The organism is Ottowia oryzae (assembly GCF_003008535.1).
In the GTDB taxonomy this organism is placed as follows: domain Bacteria; phylum Pseudomonadota; class Gammaproteobacteria; order Burkholderiales; family Burkholderiaceae_C; genus Ottowia; species Ottowia oryzae.
Window position 1 is genome coordinate 1,642,054 of the sequence record NZ_CP027666.1, and the last position, 22,281, is coordinate 1,664,334.

The window sequence follows — 22,281 nt, forward strand, 5'->3', positions numbered from 1 at the left end:
CTGGGCGATCAGCCCGCTGGATCAATCCGCGCCGAAAAGCTCCAATAACCGATCCAACCCGCCCATGTCGATGGCCACCTTGGCCTGCTCCCGCACGCGGGGCTTGGCGCGGTAGGCCACCGACAGGCCCACCGCGCCCATCATTTCCAAGTCGTTGGCGCCGTCGCCCATCGCGATGGCCTGCGTGGGCGAGCAGCCGATCAGGCTGCAGGTGCGCAGCACGGTTTCGCGCTTCATGGCGCCGTCGCAGATGTCGCCCCAGCTTTGCGGCACGATGCGGCCCGTCAGTTGCCCGCCCTCGACTTCCAGCAGGTTGCTGCGGGCAAAGTCCAGGCCCAGGCGGTCGCGCAGGCGGTCTGAGAAGTAGGTGAACCCGCCCGACACCAGCAGCACCTTCAGCCCCGCCGATTTGCAGGCCAGCACCAGTTCGGCCGCGCCGGGGTTCAGGCGCAGGCGGTTGCGGTACACCTGCGCCACCTGCTCTTCGGTTACGCCCTTGAGCAATGCCACGCGCTGGCGCAGGCTTTCCTTGTAGTCGGTGATCTCGCCGCGCATGGCCGCTTCGGTGATGGCGGCCACCTCGGCCTTGCGGCCCGCGGCGTCGGCGATTTCGTCCACGCATTCGATGTTGATCAGCGTGGAATCCATGTCGAAAGCGATCAGCTTGAAGTCGCGCAGGCGCAGCGGCGGCCGAATGCCGCGCACAGTCAGGTCGGGGCTCAGCTCAAGCGGCGAATCGTTCGGGATGGTGGGCATCATGTGCTTCAAAATAGATAGCTGCCCGCGCAGATGGGGCGGGCGCTAGAGGCAGAATTTTCACATTATCCACGCCCAACGTGGCGCGTGCGGCGCAAGAAGAAGGCCGGGCGTGGCCGGCCCGGCCTGTCGTCAAGCGGACGCCATCAGCGGGGGGACGTGGGCGCGGCGGCGGGCGTGCCGGCCAGCGCAGCGCCATCGGTGCCTGCCAGCGCCGCGCCGCCGGTGCGCGCGAAGGGGAACAGCCCCGCCACGGGCTGCGTTTCAGGCAGCACGTAGACCACGCCTTTTTGCTTGCCAAACAGCGGGTCGATGTAGCTCTCGTAAAAGCTGGGCGGCATGTTCACGCAGCCGTACGAGATGCGGTTGTCGGCCACCGTGGGGGTGGCCAGGCGTTGCGGCCGGTTTTCGCCCCGCACATTGCGCACGCGGTGCATGGAAAGCGCCTGCTGGTAATCCAGCCAGACGATGTCTTCGCCCGTGTGGTTGCGCCCCGCCTCGGTCACAAAGCGGCCAGCGGAGGTGACCTTTTCATTCAGCTTAACCTTGGACAGCGGCCGCGTGCCAATGTCTGGCGGCGCCACGTCGCCCACCGCCTGGCCCAGCAGCACGGGCGAGCGCGCCACCAGCTGCCCCTTGGCATCAAAAATGGTGACGGTGGCGCTGGGTTTGTCCAGCACGGCAAAGGCCATGCCCGCCGCGTCGCCCGAGCGCACCACGTCGGCCGCAAACCCTTGCACCAGCGCGTCGCCATCCGGCCCCGCCGCGCACACGGCGCCGGCAGCGCAGGCGAGCACACTCACGAAGAAAAAGCGTGAAACGGTCGAGCAGAGCGGCATGGTGAATCCAGCGGGAGGAAGCGGCAACGTGGCAGTCAGGCCGGGAGAAGAACGTCACCCGTGCTTATAACCGCCCGGCAAGCCGGCGTGCGGGGCAGGCCCACGCGCAGGCGCAAGAAAAAAGCCTCTGGTGAGGCTTTGGGTGGGGCGACCGTGCTTGGCCGGTCGCCCTGGTGGCGCTTAACCCCGGTCGGGCCGCGGGGGCGGCGGGGGTGGGGGAGGCGCCGGCGGAGGTGGCGGCGGCGGGGGTGGTGCCACTGCAGGAGGCGGAGGAGGTGGTGGTGGCGCCACAGGGGGCGGCGGCGGTGGTGGCGGGCGCGGCGTCTCATAGCGCGGGCCAGTGGGGTTGAATTCACCCGAATCCGGAATGCCCCTGGCCTTCCACGGCGAATTGGGTAGCGACGTGTCGCTGTTTTGCGCGCTTTGGTGCGGGTCGTCCTGCGCCACGGCAAAGCCGCCGGCGAATGTCAGTGCCGCTGCAACCAGCACCGCCCTCGAGATTTTTCTCATTCTGTGTACTCCTGTGAATGACAAAGTGAAGGCCATCCGTCGGCAAAGCTTGATGACTGGCCTCGTCTCCAACTTTAGGCGCGCGCCCCGCAGCCTGTTGTGGAGCCGCGCCGACGCGGTGTGTAGGACGGTGGCCTGCTCACTGTTCGATACGGACTCGATACGGCGGCGACCAGGTTCGGCACCCGCGCATGCCCGGCTGCGCACGGCCTCCGGCTGGTTCAGGCGGTTGGCTGCGCCGCCACCGGCTGCCCCAGGCTGCGCAGCACGTCGCGCACCATCTGGGCGCGGTCCTTCGGCTCGGCCAGTTCTTTCTCGATGCGCAGCTTGTCGTTGCCCGCCAGCTTGATGTGCTTGTTCTTCTGGATCATGCGGATGATGGCCATCGCGTCGATCGGCGGGTTGGGCTTGAAGCTGATGTTGATCACCCCCGGCGCCGCGTCCACCTTCTGCACGCCATAGGCCTGCGACAGCACGCGCAGGCGGTGCACGTCGATCAGCGTCTGCGCCTGCGCCGGCAGCTTGCCGAAGCGGTCCACCAGCTCTTCCACCAGCGTGTCGATCTGGTCGTTGCTGCGCGCGGTGGCGAATTTCTTGTAGAACGACAGGCGCAGGTGCACGTCGCCGCAGTAGTCGCCCGGCAGCAGCGCGGGGGCATGCAGGTTGATGTCGGTGGCCGCCTGCATGGGCGACAGCAGGTCGGGCTCTTTGCCCGCCTTCAGCGAGCGCACGGCCTCGGCCAGCATCTCGTTGTAGAGCTGAAAGCCCACTTCCATCATGTTGCCGCTCTGGTTTTCGCCCAGCACTTCGCCGGCGCCGCGGATTTCCAGGTCGTGCATAGCCAGGTAGAAGCCGCTGCCCAGCTCTTCCATCTGCTGAATCGCGTCCAGCCGCTGGGCGGCCTGCTTGGTCAGGCCCTCGATCTCGGGCACCATCAAATACGCATACGCCTGATGGTGGCTGCGCCCCACGCGCCCGCGCAGCTGGTGCAGCTGCGCCAGGCCGAACTTGTCGGCGCGGCTGATGACGATGGTGTTGGCCGTGGGCACGTCGATACCGGTTTCGATGATGGTCGAGCACAGCAGCACGTTGGTGCGCTGGGCCACGAAGTCGCGCATCACGCGTTCCAGCTCGCGCTCGGGCATCTGGCCGTGGGCCACGGCGATGCGCGCTTCGGGCAGCATTTCTTCCAGCTTCTGGCGCCGGTTTTCGATGGTCTCGACCTCGTTGTGCAGGAAGTACACCTGCCCGCCGCGTTTCAGCTCGCGCAGCACCGCCTCGCGGATCACGCCGCTGCCTTCGTTGCGCACGAAGGTTTTGATGGCCAGGCGCCGCTGCGGCGCGGTGGCAATCACGCTCAGGTCGCGCAGGCCTTCCAGCGCCATGCCCATGGTGCGCGGGATGGGCGTGGCCGTCAGCGTGAGCACGTCCACCTCGGCGCGCAGCTGCTTCATCTGCTCCTTGTGGCGCACGCCAAAGCGGTGCTCCTCGTCGATGATCAGCAGGCCCAGGTTTTTGAACTGCGTTTTTTCCGACAACAGTTTGTGCGTGCCGACCACGATGTCCACGCTGCCGTCGGCCACGCCTTTCAGCGCGGCGGTGATCTCCTTGGCACTGCGAAAGCGGCTCATCTCGGCGATCTTCACCGGCCACTTGGCAAAGCGGTCTACCAGCGTCTGGTAGTGCTGCTCGGCCAGCAGCGTGGTGGGCGCCAGCAGCGCCACCTGCTTGCCGCCGGTCACGGCCACGAAGGCGGCGCGCAGCGCCACTTCGGTCTTGCCAAAGCCCACGTCGCCACAGACCAGGCGGTCCATTGGCTGTGGGCTGATCATGTCCTGCACCACGGCGTGGATGGCGGCTTTCTGGTCGGCGGTTTCTTCAAAGCCGAAATCGGCGGCGAATTGCTCGTAGTCCGTGGGGCTGTAGCGGAAGGCGTGGCCCTCGCGCGCCGCGCGGCGGGCGTAGATGTTCAGCAGCTCGGCCGCCGCGTCGCGCACCTGCTCGGCGGCTTTGCGCTTGGCCTTGTCCCACTGGCCGCTGCCCAGCTTGTGCAGCGGCGCCTCTTCAGCGCTCACGCCGGTGTAGCGCCCGATCAGGTGCAGCTGGCTCACCGGCACGTACAGCACCGCGTCACCCGCGTATTCCAGGTGCAGGAATTCCTGCAGCGCCGGGCTGCCGTCCGGGTTCTTGGCGCCCATGTCCATGTTCACCAGCCCGCGGTAGCGGCCGATGCCGTGCTGCGCGTGCACCACCGGGTCGCCCACGTTCAGCTCGGACAAGTCCTTGATCAGCGCCTCAACGTCGCTGACTTGCTCCTGCTTGCGGCGGCGGCGCGTGGCCACGCCCGCGGCAAACAGCTCGGTCTCGGTGACCAGGTCGATGCCGCCTTCCAGCCACGAAAAGCCCTGCGCCAGCGCGGCGGTGGCAATGCCGATCTTCTCGTCGCCCTGCGCTTGGAATTCGGCCAGCGAATCGAACGCGGGCGGGCTGACGCCGCTGGCGCGCAGAAAGTCCAGCAGGCTTTCGCGGCGGCCATCGCTTTCGGCCAGTACCAGCACGCGCTGGGCCGTGCTGCCAATGTGGGCCTGCAGGCGCGCCAGCGGCTCGTCGGCGCCGCGCACCACTGTCAGCGTGGGCAGCGGCTGGGCGAAGGCGCTGGCGGCCACGTCTTCCACGCCGGGGCGTACGGCCAGCTGGGCCAGCGGCTTGGCCGCCAGGTAAAAGCCCTCGGCGCTGAGGAACAGCGCTTCGGGCGGCAGCACGGGCCGCTCAGGGTCCCCCTGCGCCAGGCGAAACCGCTCGCGCGTGTCTTGCGCGAACTGCTGGAAGGCCGCTTCCAGGTCGCCGTGCAGCACCAGCGTGGCGCTGTCTGGCAGGTAGTCGAACACCGTGGCGGTTTCGTCAAAGAACAGCGGCAGGTAGTACTCGATGCCCGCCGTGGCCACGCCGTTGCCCATGTCCTTGTAGATGCGGCTCTTGGTCGGGTCGCCCTCCAGCAGCTCGCGCCAGCGGTGGCGAAACTTGGCGCGCGCCTCGTCGTGCGTGGGGAATTCGCGCCCCGGCAGCAGGCGCACCTCGGGCACGGGGTACAGGCTGCGCTGGGTGTCGGGGTCGAACGCGCGGATGGAGTCGATCTCGTCGTCGAACAAATCCACCCGGTAGGGCACCGCGCTGCCCATGGGGAACAGGTCGATCAGCCCGCCGCGCACGGCGTATTCGCCGGGGCTGACCACCTGCGTGACGTGCGCGTAGCCGGCCAGGGTCAGCTGGCTTTTCAGCGCGGCCTCGTCCAGCTTCTGGCCCTGCTTGAAGTGGAAGGTGGTGCCCGCCAGGAAAGAGGGCGGCGCCAGCCGGTACAGCGCGGTGGTGGCCGGGATCAGCACCACGTCGGCCTGCCCCTGGCGGATGGCCCACAGCGTGGCCAGGCGTTCGCTGATCAGATCCTGGTGCGGGCTGAAGGTGTCGTAGGGCAGCGTTTCCCAGTCGGGGAACATCACCACGCGCAGCGCGGGCGCGAAGAAGGCCAGCTCATCCTGCAGGCGGCGCGCGTCCACCGCGTCGGCGGTGACGATGGCCGTCAGGCGCTTGGCCTCGGCCGCGCGCTGGGCCGTCTGGGCGAGCAGCAGCGCGTCGGCAGAGCCCGGCGGGCGGGGCATAGCGTGGCGTTTTCCGGGGGTGAGCTTGGGCAGGTCCATCGGTTGAAAGGGCTATCCGCCACGCGGCGGGCGGCGGACGAATCGAATCGAAACGACAAAACCCCCGACCGGCTTCGGGCGGGGGTGAACAGGCCGCCATTTTAGGCCGCTGCCGGTTCGCTGGCAGGGCGGGGTTTATAGGGCGGGCGGGGCCTTGTTCTGCCTTGGCCCTCGCGGGCGTGGGGATGCGGTGAGTGAGCGATGGACCCGCGGTGGCTGCGACGCTGTGGCAGCCAAACCTATCAAATAGATAGCTGGTGGCGCCCGCTGTACCTGCGCTGGAGGGTGTTTTCACGATGAATTCTGGCCAGCCTGTCAAACGACGAGGCGCCGCAGGGCGCCGCGCGATCCGCTCGACCAGCGCCGATATAGTCGGGGCAGCCAGGGTGCCTGCGGAAAAGGCGCGGGTGTGGTCGTCAGGTCGCCGTCGACCCGATGGGCTGGGAACTCGCTGTGAGCGCCACCCGGCGCCGTGCTGGCCGAGATTGCTGGCAGCACGCCGCAGCACGGCCACCCCCATCGAAGTGGTTTGAAGTGTTTTTAGCCTCCAGCGCAGGCACCACCAGCGCTGATAGCTATGTTTTTGAGAGTATTCGTTGAACGTTGAACCTGCCCCCACCACCAGAACCGCTGCCGCCGCCGAGCACTGCGATGCGCGCTGCTTTGCGCTGCTGCCCTGCGCCGGGACGGGCTCGCGTGCGGGCACCGCGCAGCCCAAGCAGTACCAGCCCGTGGCCGGCGCGCCGATGGTGCGGCACACGCTGGCCGCGTTGGGGCCCGTGCACCGAATCGCCAGCGTGCTGGTGGTCGTCGCGCCGGGCGACGCCACACTGCGCAGCGACGCGGCGGCGCGCACCGTGGTTGCGCCCTGCGGCGGCGCGTCGCGGGCCGAAAGCGTGCTCAACGGTCTGAACCACCTTTTGGCCCACGGCGCCAAGCCACACGACTGGGTGCTGGTGCACGACGCGGCGCGCTGCCTGGTCACCCCCGCGCTGATCGACGCGCTGATCGACGCCTGCCTGCCCGACGCGGTGGGCGGCCTGCTGGCCCTGCCGCTGCCCGACACGCTGAAGGCCGAGGCGCATGGCCGCGTGGCCGCCACCATCGACCGCAGCCACAAATGGCTGGCGCAAACGCCGCAGATGTTCCGCATCGGCGCGCTGCAGCGCGCCTACGCCGCCCACGCCGCCAGCGGCTTCGCCGGGTTGACCGACGAAGCCAGCGCCATCGAAGCCGCCGGCGCGCAGCCGCTGCTGGTGCGAGGCAGCGCGTACAACATCAAGGTCACCTACCCGGAAGACTTTGCGCTGGCCGAGGCCGTCTTGCGCAGCCGGGCTGCCCCATCACCTTAAGTTTTTCCATGAGCACACCAACCCTTTCTCTGCCCCCCTTTCGCATCGGCGAAGGCTGGGACGTGCACGCCCTGGTGCCTGGGCGCCCGCTGGTCATCGGCGGCGTGACCATTCCGCACACGCACGGCCTGCTGGGCCATTCCGATGCCGACGTTCTGCTGCACGCCATCACCGACGCGCTGCTGGGCGCGGCCGGGCTGGGCGACATCGGCACGCACTTTCCTGACACCGACGCTGCCTTCAAGGGCGCCGATTCGTACGCGCTGCTGGCCGAGGCCGCGCGCCGCGTGCACGCGCAAGGCTGGCGCGTGGGCAACGTCGACAGCACCGTGATCGCCCAGGCGCCGCGCCTTGCGCCGCACCGCGCGGCCATGGTGGAACGCATCGCCAGCGCGCTGCAGATTGCGCCCGATCAGGTCAACGTCAAGGCCAAGACGGCCGAAAAACTGGGCCCGGTGGGGCAGGGCGCCGCCATCGAGGCGCGGGCGGCTCTGCTATTGGTTAGATAGCTGCCAGCGCTGGTGCACAGGGCGCCAGCGGTCGATTTAATCCTTGCCAGCGCCGCGGCGCTTGAGCCGCTGGCTGGGCTTGGCGGTGGCCTTGCTTTCATGCGCCTGCTGCAGCCGCACGATCGCCAGCAGGCCGCCGCTGGGGCTGTTGGCCAGCTCAAGCTGGCCGCCCATGTTCTGCACCATCTTGGCCACGATGGCCAGGCCCAGGCCAGCGCCCGTGGCCGCGGTGCGCGCGGTGTCGCCGCGAAAGAAGGGGCGGGTCAGGCTGGGCAGCTGTTCGGGCGAAACGCCAGGGCCGTTGTCGCGCACGCGCAGCGACACCATGCCGTCGCGCGCCGTGGCGGCCACGCGCACGCGGGCGATGCCGGTGCCGGGCGTCTTGCCGTAGCGGCGCGCGTTTTCAAACAGGTTGGACAGCACGCGCATCAGCTCCACGTCGTCGCCCAGCACACGCAGCTCGGGCGCCACGTCCACCTGGAACTCCATGTCGTCGCGCACCGCAAAGGGGGTGACCGATTCGTGCACCAGCTCGGCCAGCGGCATCTCGACCAGCGTGAGGTGGTCGGGGCGCGCGTAGTCGAGGAACTTGTCGATGATGGTGTCCACCTGCGCGATGTCGGCCACCATGTGTTCGCGCGCTTCCTCGTCGGGCACGCTCATCTCGGTTTCCAGCCGCAGGCGCGCCAGCGGCGTGCGCAGATCGTGCGAGATGCCGGCCAGCATCTCGGCGCGGTCTTGCTCGATCTTGGACAGCTGATCGGCCATGCGGTTGAAGCCGACGTTCACCTCGCGGATCTCGCTGGACATCGCCCCTTCGTCCAGCCGGGTGGATTGGTAGTTGCCGTCGCGCACCCGCGCCGCCGCTATCGACAGCTGCTTGAGCGGCCGGTTGATCAGCCGCGCCAGCAGCGCCGCCCCGATCAGCGACACGGCGCCCACCGTGGCCAGCCACAGCAGCCACGTGCCGCCGCCCAGCAGCGCGCCCACGCGCGAGCGGTCCATCAGCAGCCAGTACGAATCGCCCTCGATCGAAAAGCCAACCCACAGGCCCGATTCGTTGTTCACGCGGCTGGCCACGATGGTGTCGGGACCCAGGCGCGCGATCAGCTCGTTGCTCATGCGCCGCTCCAGCTCGGTCTGGGCGAAAAGGTCGAACTTGTCGCCGGGCTCGTGCGGCAGGATGCGCACCTTTTCCTGGTCGGCCAGCGTTTTGATGAGGGACACGCGGGCGATCGCGTCGGAGTGGATCAGTGCAGCGCGGGACAGATTCACCAGCGATGCCACCTGGCGCGCGTTGTCGATCACGCGCGGCTCGTATTCCAGCGTGCGAAACAGCTGGTACCAGCCGCCGGCGCTGCCCAGCAGCAGCAGGCCCAGCAGGATGAAGGTGCGCCAGAACAGGCTGATGCCCAGCGTATGTTGGCGCTGGCGGCGGTGCACGCCCTCCAGGGGCGCGTGCATGGAATCAATCAGCGTGCTGGACGCCCCGGGGGCGTGGTCGGCGGTCATCGGCATGGCGCGATTATTCAGCGCCCGCGTCAGCGCTGGCAGCCGCCGCGGTCACCGCAGTGCGTGGCAGCGGTGGTGGCGCTGAGCGGGGCAGCGATCAGCTGGTGCCGTCCGGCACGAAAACGTAGCCCACGCCCCACACGGTCTGGATGTAGCGGGGGCTGGCGGCGTCCTGCTCGATCAGCTTGCGCAGGCGCGAGATCTGCACGTCCAGGCTGCGGTCGAAGGGCTCAAACTCGCGGCCGCGCGCCAGCTGGGCCAGCTTCTCGCGCGACAGCGGCTGGCGCGGGTGGCGCACCAGCGCCTTCAGCATGGCGAATTCGCCCGTGGTCAGCGAGATTTCCTCGCCGCTCTTGTGCAGCGAACGCGCTGCCAGGTCGAACACGAAGGGGCCAAAGCTGACCGATTCGTTTTCGGCCGACGGCGCGCCCGGGGCTTCTTGAGGCGGGCGGCGGCGCAGCACGGCGTGCACGCGCGCCAGCAGCTCGCGCGGGTTGAAGGGCTTGCCCAGGTAGTCGTCGGCGCCCACTTCCAGGCCGACGATGCGGTCCACATCCTCGCCCTTGGCAGTCAGCATGATGATGGGCGTTTTGTCGCCCGCGGCGCGCAGGCGGCGGCACACCGACAGGCCGTCTTCACCAGGCATCATCAAATCCAGCACGATGAGGTCGATGGTGTCGCGCAGCATGATGCGCGCCAGGGCCTTGGCGTCTTCGGCCACGATCACCTCGAAACCTTCTTGCGCCAGATATCGGCGCAGCAGATCCCGGATGCGGGCGTCATCGTCCACGACGACGATCTTGTCGGCTCGGTTGATTGCCTGGTTCATCAAATTCCTTGGGTCCAATTTGTAACAGAGGCATTGTGACCCTGTTTTCGCCCGGAAATCCGGGGTTTCCCGGGTGCCTTTTCACAGTGTTACAGATGTTGCCCTGAGCGAAGGCTTAATCGCTGACATTCACCCATCTTCATGACAATCTCAATAGTCATGTCGACCAAGCCTTCTTTCTCACTTGCTGCCGCGGTATTGGGCGCGGGCATGCTGCCGCAACTCGCCTGTGCGCAGAGCGGGGCTGAGCTGGCAGCGGGCACCGCCGACCACGCGGCCGCCGTCGGTCCGGCGCCAGGCGCCCAGGTCAACCGCCGCAGCGATCTGTGGCAAGCCGTGGAAGCCGAGCGCCGCCGCGCAGAGCAGGCGGGCGAGAACAACCCGCGCCGCCTGTCCGAAGCGCAGCGTCAGGAGTTGCGCGACCAGATCCGCCGCGCGTCGATGCGCACCGACAACCCGCCCATGTCGGCAGTCGTTTCGCGCCCTTGAGCTGAGCCGAGCGCCGAGGCGTGAAGCAGCTAGCCGCCACGCGTCGCGCGTCGCGCGTCAAGCCTTTGGCGGGACCATCCTCCCTCGACCAATGAGTGCATTGGCGGCATAGACCGACACGCGCATGGCGTGGCGCTGTGCCAAGATCATCCGATCACGCTTTCAACGGGGCTTTTCCATGCAACTTCGTCACGCGCTGGCTGCTGCCAGCTTTTTTGCTTTCACGCTGGCTGGCGCGCAAGCGCAGCCGGTTTCGACCGCCATCGCCATGACGCCTCCTCAAAACGTTCTGCAACTGAGTGCCACCGGTCTGGTGGAGGTGCAACAGGACTTGCTGACGCTGACGCTGTCCACCACGCGCGAGGGTACCGACGCTGCGTCCGTGCAGGCGGATCTGCGCAAGGCGGTGGATGCGGCGCTGTCCGAGGTCAAGAAGACCGCGCAGGGCGGTCAGATGGACGTGCGCTCGGGTGACTTCAACGTGCACCCGCGCTACGGGCGCGACGGCAAGATCAACGGCTGGCAAGGGCGGGCCGAGCTGGTGCTGGAAGGGCGCGACTTTCCGCGCATCACGCAAGCTGCGGCCCGCGTGCCGTCGATGACCATCGGCAACATCCAGTTTGGCTTGAGCCGCGAGCAGCGCGGCAAGGTGGAGGCCGAAGCGCAGTCCCTGGCCATCGAACGCTTCAAGGCCCGCGCGGGCGAGATCGCCAAGGCGTTCGGCTTTCAGGGCTACACGCTGCGCGAAGTCAACGTGAGCGGCGAAGACAGCGGCTACCAGCCCCGCATGATGGCGATGGCCAAGGCGGAATTGCGCGGCGGGGCGGGCGCCGATGCGCCGGTGTCGGTCGAGCCTGGCAAGAGCGTGGTGCAGATCACCGTGTCGGGCTCGGTACAGGCACATTGACCGGCGCCAACGAAAGTTGACCAAAATGCTTGGCAAGGGCTGCGGTATTTGAGCAATTTTGGCTGTTGGCGCTGGTGTATCCTGCGCTGGCAGCTATTAAATAAATAGCAGGTAGGCTCTTTCTCTCACCCAGCAGATACTGCTTTCGCGTAGCATGGGCCATCGCCTGCTGCGGCACTGGCTGAGCGTGCAGGCGCGTTGACATTCACGCTGCCGCTGTTTCGCCATGACTTCGCCCGCATTGCACCGCGTTCATTGCCCTGACGCCCAGGGCGGCCACCAGACGGCCTGGTGGCAGTGGGGCGATGCGCATGCCCCGCACGTCATCGTCTGCGTGCACGGGCTGACCCGCCAAGGCCGCGACTTTGACGTGCTGGCTCAGGCCTTGCTGGCACGCGCTGCCGCACAGGGCCACCCGCTGCGCGTGGTCTGCCCCGACGTCGCCGGGCGCGGCGAAAGCGATTGGCTGAAAGACCCGATGGGCTACCAGTTTCCCACCTACGTCAGCGATGCGTTGACGGTGGTGGTGGCGCTGCATCAAGCCGCACCCGTGGGCACGCTGGACTGGGTGGGCACCAGCATGGGCGGCTTGATCGGGCTGTCCGTCGCGGGGCTGCCCCAACTGCCCCTGCCAGCACCCGTGCGCAAGCTGGTTCTTAACGACGTTGGCCCCACTGTGCAATGGCGTGCGCTGCAGCGCATCGGCCGGTACCTTGGCCAGCCCGCCGTCTACGAAACCGTGGAGCAGGGCGCCGCCGCCATGCGGGCGCTGTCGCCGGGCTTCGGGCCCCACACCGACGACGAGTGGCTGGCGCTGTCGCGCCCCATGCTGCGCCCGCATGCGCAAGGCGGTTGGCGTCTTCACTACGACCCCGCCATCGCCGTGGCCTACGCGGCCATCACCGAAGCGGCGGCGGCCGAGGGCGAGCAAAGCTTGTGGCGCCTGTACGACCAGGTTGGCGCGGCAACGCTGGTGCTGCGCGGCGCCGAATCTGATCTGCTTTCGCGCGACACCGCCGCACAGATGGCCGAGCGCGGCCCGCGCGCGCAGTGGGTCGAGTGGGCTGGCGTGGGCCACGCGCCCACCTTGATTGCACCAGACCAGCTTGCCGTGGTGCTGAACTTCCTTTTGCCCTGAGTAGACTGTTTGCTACGTTTGCCTAGCTGCCTTTGCTCGATACGCCATGAAATCCATGCCCTTGCGCCCTCCCGCTGCCGGTGCGCCGGCGGCCGACGTGGTGACTGCTACTTCCGCCGGCGTGCAGGATGAATCCGGCGTGCGCGCCCGTGCTCGCGCATTTGCCGTACCGCTGCTGGCGGGTGAGACCAGCTCTGCCGGTGAAAGCTTGATGGAGCACGCCGATGCCGTGGCCGACATTTTGCTGACCATCGGCGGCTCGGAATCCTTGCAGGCTGCGGCGTACCTCAGCTACGCCAGCGCTCAGCTGAACCGCCCGGACGAAGTGATCGGCAAGGCTTTTGACGACGGCCTGGCCCGTCTGGCGATCGAGACATCCAAGTTGGAGCGCGTGCAAAAGCGCTCGCGCGCGATGCGCGACGACCAGGCGTCGGATTCGGAACTGGCCAGCCAGCAAACCGAGTACGTGCGCAAGATGCTGCTGGCTTTCAGCCGCGACCTCCGCGTCGTGCTGCTGAGGCTGGCCTCGCGCCTGCAAACTCTGCGCTACGGTGCCGCCAAGCGCAAGCCGCTTGCGCCGATGCTGCTGCGTGAATCGCACGAGGTGTTTGCACCATTGGCCAACCGTCTGGGCATCTGGCAAATCAAATGGGAGATGGAAGACCTGATCTTCCGTGCCCAGGAGCCGGACACCTACAAGCTGGTCGCCTCGCTGCTCGATGAGAAGCGCGCAGAGCGAGAGGCTGCGCTGGAGCAGCGCCGCGCCGACATTGAAGCGGCGCTGTGCGCGCAGGGCATCCAGGCGCAGGTCTCTGGCAGGCCCAAGCACATCAGCAGTATCGTGCGCAAGATGCGTGGCAAGGGCCTGGATTTTGACCAAGTGTTCGACGTGCGTGCACTGCGGGTGCTCGTACCCAGCGTGGACGAGTGCTATGCGGCGCTGGGCTGGGTGCACCAGCATTTCACGCCGGTGCCGGATGAGTTCGACGACTACATCGCCAAGCCCAAGATCAACGGCTACCAGTCGCTGCACACGGTGGTGCGCGATGCCGACCACCGCGCCTGGGAGATCCAGATCCGAACGCCGCAGATGCACGAGCATGCCGAACACGGCGTGGCTGCCCACTGGGCGTACAAGGAAGCGGGCACCAAGGGCTACGTCGGCGTCACGGCCGCCAGCGACTACGACGCCAAGATCGCGGTGCTGCGCCAGCTGCTGGCATGGGAGCGAGACCTCTCCGGCACCGGGCCGCAGTACGGGCTGTTCGACGACCGCATCTACGTGCTGACGCCCGACGCCGCCATCGTCGAGCTGCCCGCTGGCGCCACCCCCGTGGACTTTGCCTACACCGTGCACACCGAGCTGGGTCACCGCTGTCGCGGCGCGAAGGTAGACGGTGCGCTGGTGCAGCTGAACACGCCGCTGAAGAACGGGCAGACCGTCGAAGTCGTGGTCGCCAAGGACGGCGGGCCCTCGCGCGACTGGCTCAACCCTGATCTGGGCTACTTGGCTTCTTCCAGGGCGCGCGCGAAGGTGCGCGCGTGGTTCAACGCGCAGCAAACCCGCGAAACCACGGCGCGCGGGCGCGACATGGTGGAAAAGCTGCTGCAGCGCGAGGGCAAGACCTCGGTGTCCAAGGATTTCCTGGCCGCCGAGTTGGGCTACAAGAACCCCGACGCGCTGTTCGAAACCGTGGGCAAGGACGAGTTGTCGCTGCGCAGCATCGAAACCGTGCTGCGGCCACCCGCGCCGCAGCCGGACGCCGATGCGCAGGTCCTGCTGAAAAAGCCGCGCCCGGAGGGCGGTACCCGCGGCGGTGTGCTGGTGGTGGGCATGGATTCGCTGTTGACCCAGCCCGCGCGCTGCTGCAAGCCGGCCCCGCCCGATCCGATTGGCGGCTATGTGACCCGCGGGCGCGGCGTCACGGTGCACCGGCGCGACTGCGCCAGCTTTCGCGATCTGCTGGCGCGCGAGCCAGAGCGTGTCATTGACGTGGAGTGGAGCACCCCTGCCACCGGTCGCTCAGCGGCCTATCCCGTTGACGTGGCGGTAGAAGCCACCGACCGCCAGGGCCTGCTGCGCGACATCTCCGACGTGTTCACGCGCGAGAAGATGAACGTGATCGGCGTGCAGACGCAATCCGTCAAAGGATGGGCCTGGATGACGTTCACCGTAGAGGTCAGCGACACGCAGCGCCTGTCGCAAGTTCTGCGTGAAGTGCTGGCCGTGCCGGGTGTTCGCGTGGCCAAACGGCGCTGATTAAAAACCGCGCCCGCAATCTGCTACACTCTGCCCCCTCGAACAACCTTAGGCGCGTAGCTCAGCTGGTTAGAGCACCACCTTGACATGGTGGGGGTCGTTGGTTCGAGTCCAATCGCGCCTACCAATGAATGAAAGCACCTAGCGGCAACGCTAGGTGCTTTTTTCTTGCCTGTTTTATTGTTTCTTTGCCCTTGTCAAACCAAGCTTGGCTTAGATAGGGGCGATTCCCGCCCCAACCGGCAGCGCCTGACGCCTCCGGCCGATCTGGCTAAACTGGCTCATCGACCCGCCAGGAGCTTCGGATGTCCATCAGCGCGCTTGATCTGTTCAAGGTCGGCATTGGCCCGTCAAGCTCGCACACGGTTGGCCCCATGCGGGCGGCCGGGTTGTTCGCTGACACCTTGCGTGCCGAGGGCCTGCTGGCGCGCGTGCAGCGGGTGGAAGTGCGGCTTTACGGCTCGCTGTCGGCGACCGGCATCGGCCACGGCACCGACCGCGCCGTGGTAGCCGGCCTGATGGGCTTGCAGCCCGACACGGTGGACCCTGATGCCATGGCGCAGGCGGTGGATGCGGTGCAGCTCGACGCGCGGCTGCCTCTGGCCGGTGGTCACCATATCGCATTCGATTGGCAGCGCGATCTGCGCTTGATGCCGGTCAGCCTGCCCTGGCATCCCAACGCCTTGCGTTTGGCCGCGCACGGGCCCACCGGCGTGGTGCTTGAGAACACCTATTACTCGATCGGCGGTGGCTTCGTGGTGGACGAAACGCAGGCGCGCGCGGGCGAGATGGGGGTGCTTCAGGTCGCCATCGCTCACCCCTTCGCCTCGGGCGAGCGCCTGCTGGCGCTGTGCCGCCAGACGGGCTTGGACGTAGCGCAGTTGATGTTGCACAACGAACGCGCCTGGCGCAGCGACACCGATACCCGCACCGCGCTGCTGCACATCTGGTCCGTCATGCGTGGCTGCGTGGCGCGTGGGCTGCGCAGCGAAGGCGTGCTGCCAGGCGGGCTGGACGTGCAGCGGCGCGCGCCCGCGATGTACCGGCGCCTCAACGCGCGCGACGGGCGGCCTAACCTGATCACGCAAACCTTTTCCGCCATGGACTGGGTCAACCTTTATGCGCTGGCTGTGAACGAAGAAAACGCCGCGGGTGGCCGCGTGGTCACCGCGCCCACCAACGGCGCTGCGGGGGTGGTGCCCGCGGTGTTGCACTACTTCATGGACTTTCAGCGCGGCGCCAACGACGACGACGTGGTCGCCTTTTTGCTGGCGGCCTCGGCCATCGGGGTCTTGATCAAGACCAATGCGTCCATCTCGGGCGCAGAGGTCGGCTGCCAGGGCGAGGTTGGTTCTGCCTGCGCGATGGCGGCGGCCGGTTTGACGCAGGTGTTGGGGGGCACCCCCGAGCAGGTCGAGAACGCCGCCGAGATCGGCTTGGAGCACAACCTGGGCCTGACTTGCGACCCAGTGGGCGGCCTGGTGCAGGTGCCGTGCATCGAGCGCAATGCCATGGCGGCGGTGAAAGCCATCAACGCGGCCCAGCTGGCACTGTCGGGCGACGGTACGCACAAAGTCAGCCTGGATGCCGCCATTCGCACGCTGCGCGACACGGGCCGCGACATGCAGGACAAGTACAAGGAAACCTCCCGCGGCGGTTTGGCGGTGGCGTACACCGAATGCTGACGGCCCGTCGTCGACCGCTGTCTTCGACCGCTGCTGCCAACACAAGACAAAGCGCGAGCCGCAGCGGCGGCACAGGCCTCGTACCGAGGCTAGCCCGCCGGAGGCATCAAAGGTGCGTGCCGATCAGTCGCCCGGCGGCGTAGGTCACCGCCATGGCGAGCAGCCCGCCGCCCACGTTGCGCAGCACGGCCGGCAGCTTGGGCGTGCCGCCCAGGTGGGCCGACCACGCTCCCGTGCCCACCAGCGCCAGCACCACCGCGACGGCGGTCACGGGCACCGTGATCGACAGCGGCGACATCAGCACCGCGCCCAGGGGCACCATCGCGCCCAGTGAGAACGACACGGCCGATGCCAGCGCAGCGCTCCAGGGGTTGGTGTAGTGGCCCAGCTTCAGCCCCAGTTCAATTTCGGCGTGCGCGGCCAGCGCGTTGCTGCGCGTCAGCTCCAGCGCGGCTTGGCGGGCAGTCGCTTCGGACAGCCCCTTGGCGCGCAGCAATCCAATCAGCTCATTCAGTTCGGCGCGCGGCAGCTTGGCCAGCGCCGCCTGTTCGCTGCGGATGGCGGCTTTTTCCGTGTCGCGCTGGGTGCTGACCGACACGTACTCACCCACCGCCATCGACAGGGCGCCCGAAACCAAGCCGGCCACGCCGGCGGTCAGCAAGGCCGCAAAGGTGGGGCTGGCGCCCGCCACGCCCAGCACCAGTCCGGCGGTGGAAACAATGCCGTCGTTGGCGCCCAGCACGCCGGCGCGCAACCAGTTCAGGCGGTCGGACGTTACAGCCCGCTCGGCCTGCAAGTCGATGGTGGGTGAGGCGGCCAAAGCCGAATCGGAGGCCGCGCCTGCACCGGCGTCCGGCGCCCGTCGTTCATCGGCGGATGCAGGCGCTGGCCGCGCCACTGGGCCGCGTGTGGCGGCGGCCCCGGCGTCTGGTGGGTTGGAATGGTTCACGTTGGCTGGGCCTGGCCCCGCAGGGGCCATGGCTGGCTGAGTGGATTGATGCCGCCAAGCTTATCGGGTGGCGGTCGCACTGTCTTGTGTGCCGCTTAAGCGCTGCGCGCTGCCACGACGATGCGCAGGCGCTCAGCCCGCAGTCACCACCTGGGCGCGCAGCGAGTGCGGCAGGGCCTCGGTGATTTGCACCTCGATCATCTGCCCCTGCAGGCGCGCGCCGTTCGGGCCGCCGTCGAAGTTGACGATGCGGTTGCAATCGGTGCGGCCCATCAGCTCGGCCGGGTTCTTGCGCGAAGGGCCTTCGACCAGCAAGCGCTGCACGGTACCCACGCGGCTGGCGCTGATGGCGCGCACGTTCTGCTCGATGACCGCTTGCAGGTGCTGCAGGCGCTTGAGCTTCACTTCATGCGGCGTGTCGTCGTGCAGGTTGGCCGCCGGCGTACCTGGGCGCGGGCTGAAGATGAAGCTGAAAGATGCGTCGTAGCCCACGTCGTCGATCAGCTTCATCATCTTGCCGAAGTCGTCTTCGGTCTCGCCCGGAAAGCCGACGATGAAGTCGCTGGACAGGCTCAAGTCCGGCCGCACGGCGCGCAGCTTGCGGATGATGCTCTTGTACTCCATGGCGGTGTAGCCGCGCTTCATGGCCATCAGGATGCGGTCGCTGCCGTGCTGCACCGGCAGATGCAGGTGGCTGACCAGCTTGGGCACCTTGCCATACGCCTCGATCAGGCGCGGCGTGAACTCGTTGGGGTGGCTGGTGACATAGCGGATGCGCTCGATGCCCGGAATCTCCGCCACGTACTCGATCAGCAGCGCAAAGTCGGCGATCTCGCCGCTGTCGCCCATCGGGCCTCGGTAGGCGTTCACGTTCTGGCCCAGCAGCGTCACTTCCTTGACGCCCTGGTCGGCCAGCACGGCGACTTCGGTCAGCACGTCGTCGAACGGGCGGCTGAATTCCTCGCCGCGCGTGTACGGCACCACACAGTAGCTACAGTATTTAGAGCAGCCTTCCATGATCGACACGAACGCGCTGGCGCCGTCGACGCGTGCGGGCGGCAGGTGGTCAAACTTTTCGATCTCGGGAAAGCGGATGTCCACCTGCGGCGCCTGCTGCCGCTGGCGCTCGTTCAGCAGCTCGGGCAGGCGGTGCAGCGTTTGCGGGCCGAACACCACATCGACGTAAGGCGCGCGCTTGATGATTTCTTCGCCTTCCTGGCTGGCCACGCAGCCGCCCACGCCGATCAGCACGCCTTTTTGCTTCAGGTGCTTGACGCGGCCCAGGTCGGAAAACACCTTTTCCTGCGCCTTTTCGCGCACCGAGCAGGTGTTGAACAGGATCAGGTCGGCCTGCTCGGGGTCGTCGGTCGGCTCATAGCCCTGGGCAGCGCCCAGCACGTCGGCCATCTTGTCCGAGTCGTACTCGTTCATCTGGCAGCCGAAAGTTTTGATGAACACCTTGCGTGTCATGGCAGCAGGCCTTTTGGGTGGGCGCGCACAGGTGCGCGCAGGGGCAAGCAGAAAGCAGGAATACAAACCCGCCAGCGCCAGGCTGGTCGGCAAAAAATGTCAGGGCCGCCCAGCCGCATCTGGCGGCAAGTGGGCTGGCCGCGTTGGCGCGCGGCCTCAGCCGCCGTAGTGGGACGGCTGAACGAAGATGCGCGTTTTCTGCTGGCGCGCAGGAGAGCCGTCGGGCATCGTTTGGGCTTCTTCGGGCGTCAGCAGCCACACGTCGCGCACCATGCCGGCCGGGTCGCGGATGTAGTTGACCACGTAGGTCTGGCCGACCAGCGCGTTGTTCAGCACAAAGGTGTTCATCGGCCCGCGGATGCGTGCGCCGGGCGCCAGCCGCTCTTCGGTGCCGTTGAGCTTGACCTCCAGCGGAATCTCAGAGAACTTGATGACGCCTCTTTCCACATTCATGGGGAAGATGCGTTGCATCTGTGCCCAGGAATTCGTGGGAAAAATGGCTGTAGCGCTTACCAGCACGGCGCTGGCAGCTATGAATAAGTGAGCTATAGGGGCTTTCGGCCAGCGGTTCATGGTGTCTGTCCAGAGGCTGTGCAAACCTGCAACCCCTGATTTTATGCGGCTTCGCGCGGGATTGGACGAAAGTCATCCACTGCGCGCCCAGGGCCGTGCGAACCTGGGGGTAGCCCGGCCGTGCCAGCGGTGCAAGAATCGGGGTTTTCGCTGCCGCGCGCCATGCCGTGCGCCACGCAGCTTCCGGAGTTCACCCCATGAAAAGAGACGCCTTGCCGGGCACCGCCGTTGCCGCCGAGCCGCAAGCCATCAGCCGCGACGTGCTGGCGGAAAAGTATTTCAAACCCGGCGAGACATCGCTCGACCAGCTGTATGGCCGCGTGGCGCGTGCGCTGGCTTCGGTCGAAAAGCCTGCGCTGCAGGCCGAGTGGGAGCAGAAATTCCTCTCGAACCTGTACGCCGGCGCCATCGGCGCGGGCCGCATCATGAGCGCGGCGGGCACCGACATCCAGGCCACGCTGATCAACTGCTTCGTGCAGCCCGTGGGCGACGCCATTCAGGGCCGCGACGACGAAGGCTTTCCCGGCATTTACGAAGCGCTGCGCGAAGCGGCCGAGACCATGCGCCGTGGCGGCGGCGTGGGCTACGACTTCAGCCGCATTCGCCCCAAGGGGGCCTTCGTCAAGGGCACGCACAGCATGGCCAGCGGGCCGTGCAGCTACATGAACGTGTTCGACCAGTCTTGCGCCACGGTTGAAAGCGCGGGCGCCCGGCGTGGCGCGCAGATGGGCGTGCTGCGCATCGACCACCCGGACGTGCTGGAATTCATCACCGCCAAGCGCACGCCGGGGCGCTGGAACAACTTCAACGTGTCGGTGGGCGTCAGCGATGCGTTCATGCAAGCCGTGGCCGACGGCGCCGACTGGCAGCTGGTGCACCGCGCCGCGCCCGGCCTGCGGCTGGTGGAAGAGGGCGCCCACCAGCGCGCCGACGGCCAGTGGGTGTACCGCACGCTGCCCGCGCGCGAGCTGTGGGACACGATCATGAAGTCCACCTACGACTTCGCCGAGCCGGGCATCCTGTTCCTTGACCAGATCGGGCGCGACAACAACCTGAACTACTGCGAGGAAATCGCCGCCACCAACCCGTGTGGCGAGCAGCCCCTGCCGTCCTATGGCTGCTGCGACCTGGGCCCCATCATCCTGACCCACTTCGTGCGCCACCCGTTTGGCGTGGGCGGCACGCCGTCGTTTGATTTCGAGCGTTTTGAGCAGGTGGTGGCCACCCAGGTGCGCGCGCTGGACAACGTGCTGGACGTCACCTTCTGGCCGCTGGACCAGCAGCGCGCCGAAAGCGCCAGCAAGCGCCGCATCGGCGTGGGCTTCACCGGCCTGGGCAATACGCTGACGCTGCTGCAACTGCGCTACGACCGCGCCGAAGGCCGCGACACAGCCGCCGAAATTGCGCGCCGCATGCGCGATGCGGCCTATCGCGCGTCGGTCGAGCTGGCCAAGGAAAAAGGCGCCTTCCCGAAATTCGACGCCAAGGGCTATCTGGCCGAAGGCACGTTCGCCAGCCGCCTGCCCGACGACCTGAAGGCGGCGATTCGCAAGCACGGCATTCGCAACAGCCACCTGCTGTCGATCGCGCCCACGGGCACCGTCAGCCTCGCGTTTGCCGACAACGCCTCCAACGGCATCGAGCCGGCTTTCAGCTGGGGCTACCAGCGCAACAAGCGCGAGGCCGACGGCAGCAAGAGTGCCTACACCGTGGAAGACCACGCCTTTCGCGTCTACCGCTCGCAAGTCGATAGCAGCGTGACCACGGACGACGCGGCCGGCAAGCTGCCCGACTATTTCGTCAACGCCCTGCAGATGACCGCGCAAGAGCACGTGGCCATGATGGAGGCTGTGCAGCCCTACGTGGACACCAGCATCAGCAAGACCGTCAACATCCCCGAAGACTACCCGTACGAGCACTTCAAGGACCTGTACCACCAGGCCTGGCGCGCGGGCCTGAAGGGCCTGGCCACCTACCGGCCCAACAGCATCCTGGGCGCCGTGCTGGAAGCCACGCCGGTCAAGAAGGAAGAGCCCGCGCCGGCCGCTGTTGCTGCCCCGGTGGCGGCGGCCGTGCCCGTGTACGACCCGGCCCGCACCGTGATCGAAAAGCGCCCCGCCGGCGGCTTGCCCGCGGTGGCCGAGAAAATCGAATACTGGACCAGCGAAGGCCAGCAGCGCCTGTACCTGATCGTCACCTTTCTGCCCATGCCCGCCGCCGATGGCCAAGGCACGGTAGAGCGTGCGATTGAGTTCTTCATGCCCGTGGGCCAGAACGGCGAATCGCAGCAGTGGATTACCGCCACCATGCGCATGCTCAGCCTGGCTGCGCGCGGCGGCTTTCTGGACCGCGCCCTGTCCGACATGCAGAAGGTCAGCTGGGACCGCGGCCCCGTGCGCCTGGGCACGTATGAGAAGGCCGACGGCACGCACGTGCCGCGCTGGCACGACAGCGAGGTGGCGGCCATTGGCTACGCCATCGAAAACCTGATCGCCAAGCGCCAGCTGCAGGTGCAGGCCTCGCTGTTCGACGCGGACGAGCTGCCCAGCGTCGAGCCGGTGGTCGCCCCCGCAGCCTCCGTGGCGCCCGGCGTGATGGCGGGCAAGAAGTGCGCCGAATGCGGCGCCCACGCCATGATCCGCAAGGACGGCTGCGACTACTGCACGCAGTGCGGCTTTGTGGGCAGCTGCGGTTGATGGCCGCGGGCTGACATCAGCGCGAAAGCCGCCTGCGAGCGGCTTTCTTTTTGCTATGAAAGTCAGAGCTGGTGGCGCAGGTGAGATAAGCGCCAGGGCCTTGTTTGACTTG

At 67.3% G+C, this 22,281-nt stretch carries 16 protein-coding genes and 1 tRNA gene; 9 read left to right on the forward strand and 8 right to left on the reverse strand.

What is annotated here, in order from left to right; genetic code table 11:
• Nucleotides 1–21 precede the first annotated feature (21 nt).
• The 3 genes from serB to mfd form a co-directional block, all read right to left on the reverse strand.
• Nucleotides 22–756 (reverse strand): phosphoserine phosphatase SerB, encoded by a 735-nt coding sequence (gene serB / locus C6570_RS07680; RefSeq protein ID WP_106704575.1) that lies wholly within the window; start codon nucleotides 754–756, stop codon nucleotides 22–24.
• Nucleotides 757–902: 146 nt separating this feature from the next.
• Nucleotides 903–1,595 carry a hypothetical protein gene (locus tag C6570_RS07685; RefSeq protein ID WP_106702690.1) on the reverse strand — a complete coding sequence of 231 codons (693 nt, stop codon included), beginning with the start codon at nucleotides 1,593–1,595 and terminating at the stop codon, nucleotides 903–905.
• 731 nt (nucleotides 1,596–2,326) lie between these two features.
• Nucleotides 2,327–5,800: a transcription-repair coupling factor gene (mfd, locus tag C6570_RS07695; RefSeq protein ID WP_106702692.1), complete on the reverse strand. Its 3,474-nt coding sequence runs from the start codon at nucleotides 5,798–5,800 to the stop codon at nucleotides 2,327–2,329.
• Nucleotides 5,801–6,396: 596 nt separating this feature from the next.
• Between mfd and ispD the strand changes: the two genes are divergently transcribed.
• Together ispD and ispF are read left to right on the forward strand one after the other, a co-directional pair.
• Nucleotides 6,397–7,152, forward strand: coding sequence for a 2-C-methyl-D-erythritol 4-phosphate cytidylyltransferase (ispD, locus tag C6570_RS07700; protein WP_245896350.1), 756 nt, complete (start codon nucleotides 6,397–6,399; stop codon nucleotides 7,150–7,152).
• Nucleotides 7,153–7,160: 8 nt separating this feature from the next.
• Complete coding sequence (ispF, locus tag C6570_RS07705; protein ID WP_106702693.1) at nucleotides 7,161–7,661, forward strand: 2-C-methyl-D-erythritol 2,4-cyclodiphosphate synthase; 501 nt, start codon at nucleotides 7,161–7,163, stop codon at nucleotides 7,659–7,661.
• A gap of 36 nt (nucleotides 7,662–7,697) precedes the next feature.
• On the opposite strand, the gene C6570_RS07710 is transcribed toward ispF, so the two are convergent.
• Together C6570_RS07710 and ompR are read right to left on the reverse strand one after the other, a co-directional pair.
• On the reverse strand, nucleotides 7,698–9,173 hold the full coding sequence (locus C6570_RS07710) for a sensor histidine kinase (protein ID WP_425437923.1): 1,476 nt from the start codon (nucleotides 9,171–9,173) through the stop codon (nucleotides 7,698–7,700).
• Between the two features lie 97 nt (nucleotides 9,174–9,270).
• A complete protein-coding gene (gene ompR, locus C6570_RS07715; protein ID WP_106702694.1) occupies nucleotides 9,271–10,002 on the reverse strand; it encodes an osmolarity response regulator transcription factor OmpR in 732 nt (243 codons plus the stop codon).
• Between the two features lie 159 nt (nucleotides 10,003–10,161).
• On the opposite strand from ompR, the gene C6570_RS07720 reads away from it, so the two are divergent.
• The 6 genes from C6570_RS07720 (at nucleotide 10,162) to C6570_RS07745 (ending at nucleotide 16,481) form a co-directional block, all read left to right on the forward strand.
• Nucleotides 10,162–10,491, forward strand: a complete 330-nt coding sequence (locus tag C6570_RS07720) for a hypothetical protein (protein ID WP_106702695.1) — start codon at nucleotides 10,162–10,164, stop codon at nucleotides 10,489–10,491.
• A 178-nt stretch (nucleotides 10,492–10,669) separates the two neighbouring features.
• Nucleotides 10,670–11,398, forward strand: a complete 729-nt coding sequence (locus tag C6570_RS07725) for an SIMPL domain-containing protein (RefSeq protein WP_106704578.1) — start codon at nucleotides 10,670–10,672, stop codon at nucleotides 11,396–11,398.
• Between the two features lie 226 nt (nucleotides 11,399–11,624).
• Nucleotides 11,625–12,536, forward strand: a complete 912-nt coding sequence (locus C6570_RS07730; protein WP_106702696.1) for an alpha/beta fold hydrolase — start codon at nucleotides 11,625–11,627, stop codon at nucleotides 12,534–12,536.
• Nucleotides 12,537–12,582: 46 nt separating this feature from the next.
• A complete protein-coding gene (locus tag C6570_RS07735; protein WP_106702697.1) occupies nucleotides 12,583–14,796 on the forward strand; it encodes a RelA/SpoT family protein in 2,214 nt (737 codons plus the stop codon).
• A gap of 50 nt (nucleotides 14,797–14,846) precedes the next feature.
• A tRNA-Val gene (locus C6570_RS07740) sits at nucleotides 14,847–14,923 on the forward strand.
• Nucleotides 14,924–15,101: 178 nt separating this feature from the next.
• On the forward strand, nucleotides 15,102–16,481 hold the full coding sequence (locus C6570_RS07745; RefSeq protein WP_106702698.1) for an L-serine ammonia-lyase: 1,380 nt from the start codon (nucleotides 15,102–15,104) through the stop codon (nucleotides 16,479–16,481).
• A 106-nt stretch (nucleotides 16,482–16,587) separates the two neighbouring features.
• Here C6570_RS07745 and C6570_RS07750 read toward each other — a convergent pair whose 3' ends face one another.
• From C6570_RS07750 to C6570_RS07760, 3 genes are all read right to left on the reverse strand, one after another.
• Complete coding sequence (locus tag C6570_RS07750) at nucleotides 16,588–17,301, reverse strand: VIT1/CCC1 transporter family protein (RefSeq protein ID WP_342747951.1); 714 nt, start codon at nucleotides 17,299–17,301, stop codon at nucleotides 16,588–16,590.
• A 261-nt stretch (nucleotides 17,302–17,562) separates the two neighbouring features.
• Complete coding sequence (miaB, locus tag C6570_RS07755; RefSeq protein WP_106704579.1) at nucleotides 17,563–18,900, reverse strand: tRNA (N6-isopentenyl adenosine(37)-C2)-methylthiotransferase MiaB; 1,338 nt, start codon at nucleotides 18,898–18,900, stop codon at nucleotides 17,563–17,565.
• Nucleotides 18,901–19,056: 156 nt separating this feature from the next.
• Nucleotides 19,057–19,371, reverse strand: coding sequence for a hypothetical protein (locus C6570_RS07760; RefSeq protein WP_106702700.1), 315 nt, complete (start codon nucleotides 19,369–19,371; stop codon nucleotides 19,057–19,059).
• Between the two features lie 299 nt (nucleotides 19,372–19,670).
• Between C6570_RS07760 and C6570_RS07765 the strand changes: the two genes are divergently transcribed.
• Complete coding sequence (locus tag C6570_RS07765; protein ID WP_106702701.1) at nucleotides 19,671–22,169, forward strand: adenosylcobalamin-dependent ribonucleoside-diphosphate reductase; 2,499 nt, start codon at nucleotides 19,671–19,673, stop codon at nucleotides 22,167–22,169.
• The last annotated feature ends 112 nt before the right edge of the window (nucleotides 22,170–22,281 follow it).